Below are 7682 nucleotides of genomic sequence, written 5' to 3' on the forward strand. Positions count from 1 at the left end.
TTAGTTGTTAGTTATTAGTTGTTAGTTGTTAGTTGTTAATGTCTCCTTGTCCCCATCCCCCTATCTCCCCATGCTATTCAAAGCGGGTTTTGTGCCATCTTCTGCTTGCGTTTAGTTTTAGTAGATACTTCAGCAGATACATCAATTACCTGTTGTTGCTGTTCTTTAAGTCTCTCTAGCTTGTCTATTTCTGGCAGTTTGAAAAGCACTCCTGCGAAAAACCAGTAGTAAACGGCAACCGGATCGACATCCAAAGGATAATAGTAGGTGTTGTAACTTATAAACAATATAAACACCCATAAAGCTGCTCCGTAACCACGGAAATTACGGTTTTTTATTTTACGGTGAGTCTTGAAGCCAGTAATTGTTAGGGCAGTGACTAATCCTAAAAACCCTAATACTCCTAAAATTCCTACTTCATACATGACTTTGGGATAGTATGTTTCTACCAATTTGGTTGGCCCCATTATCCTCGCTGAGTTGGTGGCTTTTCCTAAACCGTTTCCGAATGGGTTTTTAGTATTGTTCGCAACTTCTTCAAATTGCTGGGTGATAAATTCGTAAGGTGGCGAAGCATTCCAACGATCAATAAAGCTATCAAGTCTTTCTTGGACAACTGCGGGATTACTGGCGATCGCAATTGTCAAAACCAAAACTAGTCCTCCAAAAATAGGAACAAATCTTTTGAGGTTGGCAAGTTGACCTGTAAGTAGTAGCAATAATACTAAGCAAACAGGTACTAATGCTAAGGCAATTCTTTGTCCGGAAATCACAGCATTGACGAATACTGATGCTAAAGAAACCAAACCAACTATCCTCCATTTTGCTTCGGGATCGCTGAAGCCAGTACCGAAGGTGAAGAAAGTGCTAGAAATTAAAAACCATGCCCATTGCCAAGGTGCTACAAAGGTACCCGGTAGCCGAATCATCCCTTGACTGGGGCTGTAAACTAAAGCACCACCAATAAAACATCGGGCTTCTAATGTTGCTTTAAATAAATCGACTCCTACAGCGTCACGAGTCCCCGGACAAATGCCTACAACTAATAGCGCATATTGAACTACTCCGAGCAAACAGCACACGAGTATCAGGACGACTTGGACTCTTGATACAAACAGAAAATCCTTTTTGTTGCGAATTAAATAATAAGCACAGGTCATTAAGGGTATGTAACCCATAAATACCTTGAGTCCCAGAATTCCCATTCCCAGGGGCATCGATTTCGGTAGTGTTTTGAATAGCGGTGCAGGAGGCGGGTTAAACTGTTGCATTGCATTGACAAACAACAGCGTACAAATACATAAGCCTAATAAAATAAATAATGGTTTTTTTATATCTTGCGGGATAATGAAAGGTAAATTCTGCTTGCGGCATTTTTGCCACAGTGCCACAACTGCCGGAACGTAAAAGCCATCTTTTGCTAATTGAAGTATCGCATTTCCACCGAGCAGATAAGTTACTGTACCCGCAAACGGTACGTAGAAAATAAACCCTAATAAAGCTTGACGGGGATATTGATAAGAAAGCGCTAGTACTATCACCCCCATCATTGCAGGGACGGCTAATTTGATTCCTCCAGCAAAAAATGCCGCAATCCCTAAAACAAGACCTACTCCTCCTGATTTGGAGAGTAGGTTCGTAAGTTCTTGACGTGCCTTAGTTGCCTTGCGTTTTTGTGCTAACTTTTCTTTGATCGTGAGTTTTGGCTGTTCTTCTTTTGACTGCTTTTTTTTATTTTTATTTTTTATATTCTTATTTTTTTTAGGCTTAGACTTGAGCATATTAAATTGAGGATTTTAGATTAGTAAATCAAAGATGGTTAGTAGTTATTAGTTAGCTGTTAACACATAATAACTAAAAGTTAACATTTAATACATTGTAGTACTTAGTCTGGTTAGTCAATATGGATAAAAAACAATAAAGGGGATATCATTCCCTGTCCCTGTTAAGAGTTCCCCATTCCCCAACAATCAACTACTAACCACGCTCCAACTATCCCTGCTTTAGCAATCAAAATCCGTAAAATCCTCTATGCTGCCAAATATGAATGTACTACATTAACCAATTCCTTTGTCCAATAGTTAGCTTCCTCGGCTGCCTCGGCTTCTACCATTACTCGGATTAAAGGTTCCGTACCTGAAGCGCGAACTAATACTCTACCAGCATCACCCATTGCTACTTCAGCACGAGAAATCGCATTTTGCAAAGGTTGGCAGTCTTGCCAATTTACCCGCTTTTCTCTATCTTCTACTCGCACGTTGTGCAACAATTGCGGATAAGTTGTAAAGCTTTGACTTACCATTTCGGATAAAGGTACACCTGCTTGATGTACTAAAGCTGCTATGTGCAAAGCCGCTAACAAACCATCTCCAGTTATGCCGTAGTGACGGCAAAGAATATGACCGGATTGTTCGCCTCCTAGCATTCCGCCAGCCCGCAGCATTTCCGCTTGTACGTATTGATCCCCTACTGCGGTACGTGTAAATTTACCGCTTATTTGATTCCACGCTCTTTCAAAGCCCAAATTAGCCATCACGGTTGAAACAATCAAATTATCCGGTAATTCTTGTTTCTGCTGTAAAGACTTACCCCAAAGATAAAGAATGTAATCGCCGTTAATTTCTCTTCCGGTATTGTCTACTGCTAATACTCTGTCTGCATCACCATCAAATGCAAAACCCAAGTCGGCATTGTTTTCTTTGACAGTTGCCTGGCATACACCTAAATGAGTCGAACCGCAATCAACATTAATGCGATCGCCATCTGCTTCATTGTGTAGGGAAATAACTTCCGCACCTAACTGCTCGAATACAGAAGGTGCTAAACCAACCGCCGCTCCCCATGCTAAATCTAAAACAACCTTCATTCCTTGGAGATTTATATTTCCATGTAGCGGCTGTTTTAATATTTGGGCATATTCCAAAATCAACTCCGGACGCGAGTAATGCCGTCCGCAATTACTTATACTAACATAGGGTGATGCTTGACCACGCAAACCCGCTTCAATTTCTTGCTGTAATACTTTAGATAACTTAATACCATCACTACCAAAAATTTTAATGCCGTTATCTTCTGGTGGATTATGGCTCGCAGAAATCATGACTCCACCGACTGCATCTGTAATGCTGCTCAGATAAGCAACGCAAGGAGTAGGACATAAACCTAAATACCACACTTCTAACCCAGCTGCGGTTAAACCCGCACTCAAAGCCATTGCCAGCATATCGCTAGAGTTACGAGAGTCTTGTCCGAGAATCACAGGTCCTTGATTCTCGGCGCGACTACGCAATACAATACCCGTCCAAAAGCCCACCTGCAATGCCAAAGGTGCGCTCAATAATTCGCCAACTTTTCCACGGATTCCATCAGTACCGAATAAAGGAGATTTTGGCAGTACTAAAGAATTCTGCCCGAAACCGCTTCCAGAGGCTTTTTTCCATCCATCAGCCTCACCAGCAGAATCCCCACGTATACCACCGGGAATTTTAGTTATAAATGATACCATAACTTGAGAAAGCTCCACACACTCACACAGGAGAATAACACTTTATACTTGTTTGAACAATTCCCGTTGAATACCTTTTCATCAGGACTGTTTGATATGCCGTTTTTATTTTTCTCTTTATAAATTTATTATAATTTAGGTACTTTTGAGCAATGATACTTATGAATTCTATCAAGCAAATATGAAGATTCAATCAAGTCAGTATTATCCCCGATCGCATTAAAAACTTTTTAAAGAATCTTTAAACTAAGTTTAAAGTCATTTTTAAGTTGATACTATAATTTCTCTAAATTATGCCCCTAATATATTTAAAAGCTCCTAACTGAGTAGAGGTGATGTACAAATTACCTGAATCTTTCCATACTAGAATTAATACTTAGCCGTTTGTTAAAAACATATCCTCTATAATTCACAGGCTTTGATAGAAAATATGAACAATCATGCTCAAAATTAACTTTTTGAAATAAAACTTAATAAAAACACAAGTTTTTGGAATTGACCAAATTGTGTATCGTAGTTTAAAAACTGACTTATTCAATATGCTTAAGAAATTTTAATAGAAATTATCATCAATTAGCTCTAATGTTACCTTTTAGTAGTTGTTTTCAGTATGGACAGTTATAGATGAAGGAAGTTGAATTAAGATGCGCTCAGTGGTGAATTGTTACAAGAGAGTTAGGATTGAGGAGATTATCTTCATCACAACTTCGGTAAAAACTGCGAGTTAGCTTCTAGAAGCTTCCACTCACTCAGAACTTCATACTTGTAAACAACCACTAGAATAGTTAACCTTTTTATTGTTGAGAAATTTAGCATGAGTAGCAATTTAGCAACCAAATTACGTGTAGGCACTAAAAAAGCCCACACAATGGCAGAAAACGTTGGTTTTGTTAAGTGCTTTTTAAAAGGAGTCGTTGAAAAAAAATCTTATCGTAAATTAGTTGGCAACTTTTACTTCGCTTACACTGCGATGGAAGAAGAGTTGGAAAAACACGCTAACCACCCAGTTGTTTCTAAAATTGACTTTAAGGAACTCTATAGAAAGCATAGTTTAGAACAAGACCTTAGCTATTATTACGGTGCTAACTGGCGCGAAGAAATTAAGCTATCGCCAGCGGGAGAAGCATACGTAAATCGCATCCGCGAAGTATCGCAAAACGAACCAGAATTATTAGTAGCGCATTCCTACACTCGTTATTTGGGCGACTTATCCGGCGGACAGATTTTGAAAAACATTGCTCAAACAGCAATGAATCTCAACGAAGGAGAAGGTATTGCCTTCTACGAATTTGATGAGATTGACGACGAAAAAGCATTTAAAGCAAAATACCGTCAAGCTTTAGATGAAATGCCCATCGACGAAGCAACAGCAGATAGAATCGTTGATGAAGCAAACGCGGCTTTTGGGATGAACATGAAAATGTTCCAAGAGTTGGAAGGTAATTTAATCAAAGCGATTGGACAAATGTTGTTCAACACTCTTACTCGTCGTCGCAATCGCGGTAATAACGAAACCGAATTAGCAACCGCTGATTAAGATTAGATTGTAAGATTAGAGTCTCGAATAATTAATTTATAGGGGTGGTGTCTTTATGATTGCTGATTCGATGTATTGGTAATTATAAGGATGTTGCCCCTAATGCAGATTTTTGAACTTCGTAGGTTGGGCTGAGGAAGGAAACCCAACATCAATAATTTTTGAACCCATCAATAATTTTGTTATTAAAGGTTCTAAATGTTCGTACATATTTGCTTCATAATGTTGGGTTAAAAGCATATGGTCATTCCTTGTATACCATCAATATTATTTGTACGCTTTTAACCCAACCTACAATATTTATAAATAACTAATTACGAATTAATAAAATCCCAAACATTATCATCTAATTGCTGTAGAGATTCTAAAAGCATATCGGCGATCGCAAACTTTGGGTTATGATTTTCTGACATTTCTGGAATAGCGATACATTTCATTTGGGCTGCTTTTGCGGCTAATACTCCATTGAGGGAATCTTCCAAAGCCAAACAATTTTGAGGAGATACACCCAGTTTCTCAGCAGTGGTAAGATAAACGCCGGGATGGGGTTTTCCCAAAGTTTCGGATTCAGCCGAATAAATGATTTCAAAATCATCAGCTATTTCTAATTTTTCCAAAGCAGCATTGATGATTTTATATGAAGAGGAAGAAGCTAAGGCAATTTTGATATTTTTAGCTTTGACAAAATTAATTGCATCTTCAACCCCAGCTAAAGGCTTACCTTCAGTATGAATAAACTCAATTAATTTATTGACTATTGCATCTTCAACCTGCAATTTAGATAAATTATCCCAAGGATATTTTTTGTACCAATATTCTACAACTTCATCAATTCTCAAACCTTTGGTTTGCAGACACATCGAAGGAATTAGAATAATCTCAACTTGTTTAAATATAGCGATTTCTGCCTGTTGCCATAATGGTTCGGAATCAATCAACAAACCATCCATATCGAAAATTACTGCTTCAATCATATTAGGGAGTAGGGAATGGGGAATTAAGAATTGGGAAACATATCAAATTCTACAATTCACAGGTAACTACTTTAAAACCAACTCCAGATTTTTTCGATACCCTCAACTCTGTTTATGCTGCGGTGCGTCTTGGCATTTTACAAAGTTTTGCTATTTCATATACCGTTTCATCGTAAAATAACAATACCCCAAACGCTCCAAACACTGATACACAAAGCTTTTTATACACATGGCTGCAAAAATACCCGTTACTGTAATCACAGGTTTTTTAGGTAGTGGAAAAACTACTTTAATTCGTAATTTACTACAAAATAATCAAGGAAGACGCATCGCTGTTATTGTCAATGAATTTGGCGAACTTGGTATTGATGGGGAATTATTACAATCTTGTCAAGTTTGCCCGGAAGAAGAAGGCAGCGATAATAACGATAATAATATCTACGAATTAACTAACGGTTGTCTTTGCTGCACCGTACAAGAAGAGTTTTTACCGACGATGCAGCAGTTAATAAAACGACGAAACAGCATCGACTGCATTTTAATTGAAACTTCTGGTTTAGCTTTACCAAAACCTTTAGTAAAAGCTTTCCGCTGGCAAGAAATTCGTAACGCTGCTACAGTCGATTCCGTAATTACCGTGGTGGATAGTGAAGCGGTTGCTGCTGGAACTTTTGCTAGCGATTTAGAAGCGGTAGAATCGCAACGCCAAGCTGATGATAGTTTAGAACACGAGACACCATTACAAGAACTGTTTGAAGATCAGCTTGCTTGTGCAGATTTGGTGGTGTTAAATAAGACCGATTTGGTGGATGAAAAAACCTTAGCTGAAGTCAGGAATTTAGTTAAGGGAGAATTACCTCGTGTAGTAAAGATTGTTGAAAGTCGTCAAAGTGAAGTTGATTCATCTATATTATTAGGTTTGGAAGCCGCTGTTGAAGACAATTTAGATCAACGCCCTTCCCATCATGACACTGAAGAAGAACACGAACACGATGATGAAATTACTTCTCATCACGTAGTTTTAAACCGTACTTTCGATCCTCAAAAGCTGAAGCAGCAGTTACAAACTTTAGTACAGCAGCAAGAAATTTTCCGTATCAAAGGCTTTGTTGCAGTACCCGATAAATCCATGCGTTTGGTAATGCAAGGTGTAGGAAATCGCTTTGAACAATTTTACGATAGGGCTTGGAAACCCGAAGAAGCTAGACTTACTCGTTTGGTTTTTATCGGTAAAGATTTAAAATCTTCTGATATCGAATCGCAATTGGTTTCGTTGAATTGAAGTTGTAGGGAGTAGGGAGTAGGGAGTAACGAATAATTAATCTTTAAGGGTTCGTAGTAAGCGATTTATCGCTATTCTCAAAGGACTAAAGTCCTTACTACGAACCCAATAAAAAAAGAGGGTTTCCCCTCTTCAAATATTTACAAAACTTTAAACTGTTATAAGCGTCTACAACGATAAATCTATTATTCTTCGACAGCCGCTGCAACTTCCTCTTGAGTTTCATTTTGAACTTCAGTTTCTGCTGGTGCTTCTGATTGAACTTCAGCTTCCTCAGAAGGTGCTTCTTCTACCGCTGCTTCAGTTTCTGCTGGTGCTTCCTCTACGGTTGCTTCAGTTTCTGCTGGTGCTTCCTCTACGGTTGCTTCAGTTTCTGCTGGTGCT

At 38.6% G+C, this 7682-nt stretch carries 6 protein-coding genes and 1 pseudogene; 2 read left to right on the forward strand and 5 right to left on the reverse strand.

Annotated elements, in window-relative coordinates:
• Nucleotides 1–77: 77 nt before the first annotated feature.
• A complete protein-coding gene (gene hpsL, locus ACM03V_RS27470) occupies nt 78–1781 on the reverse strand; it encodes a hormogonium polysaccharide biosynthesis protein HpsL (protein ID WP_414623984.1) in 1704 nt (567 codons plus the stop codon).
• Between the two features lie 248 nt (nt 1782–2029).
• Nucleotides 2030–3505, reverse strand: coding sequence for a phosphoglucosamine mutase (gene glmM / locus ACM03V_RS27475; RefSeq protein ID WP_414623985.1), 1476 nt, complete (start codon nt 3503–3505; stop codon nt 2030–2032).
• A gap of 814 nt (nt 3506–4319) precedes the next feature.
• Here glmM and ACM03V_RS27480 point away from each other — a divergent pair.
• Nucleotides 4320–5042, forward strand: a complete 723-nt coding sequence (locus tag ACM03V_RS27480) for a heme oxygenase (biliverdin-producing) (protein ID WP_414623986.1) — start codon at nt 4320–4322, stop codon at nt 5040–5042.
• 99 nt (nt 5043–5141) lie between these two features.
• Here the strand turns inward: ACM03V_RS27480 and ACM03V_RS27485 are convergent, their stop codons facing one another.
• Together ACM03V_RS27485 and hxpB are read right to left on the reverse strand one after the other, a co-directional pair.
• Nucleotides 5142–5282: a hypothetical protein gene (locus ACM03V_RS27485; protein WP_414623987.1), complete on the reverse strand. Its 141-nt coding sequence runs from the start codon at nt 5280–5282 to the stop codon at nt 5142–5144.
• A gap of 74 nt (nt 5283–5356) precedes the next feature.
• The gene (gene hxpB, locus ACM03V_RS27490) at nt 5357–6016 is read right to left on the reverse strand and encodes a hexitol phosphatase HxpB (protein WP_414623988.1); all 660 of its coding nucleotides are present in this window, start codon (nt 6014–6016) and stop codon (nt 5357–5359) included.
• Nucleotides 6017–6245: 229 nt separating this feature from the next.
• On the opposite strand from hxpB, the gene cobW reads away from it, so the two are divergent.
• Nucleotides 6246–7298: a cobalamin biosynthesis protein CobW gene (gene cobW, locus ACM03V_RS27495; RefSeq protein ID WP_414623989.1), complete on the forward strand. Its 1053-nt coding sequence runs from the start codon at nt 6246–6248 to the stop codon at nt 7296–7298.
• A gap of 185 nt (nt 7299–7483) precedes the next feature.
• Here cobW and ACM03V_RS27500 read toward each other — a convergent pair.
• A pseudogene (locus ACM03V_RS27500) lies at nt 7484–7682 on the reverse strand (30S ribosomal protein S1); the annotation flags it as partial.

Source organism: Calothrix sp. CCY 0018, assembly GCF_963920925.1.
Classification (GTDB): Bacteria; Cyanobacteriota; Cyanobacteriia; order Cyanobacteriales; family Nostocaceae; genus Rivularia.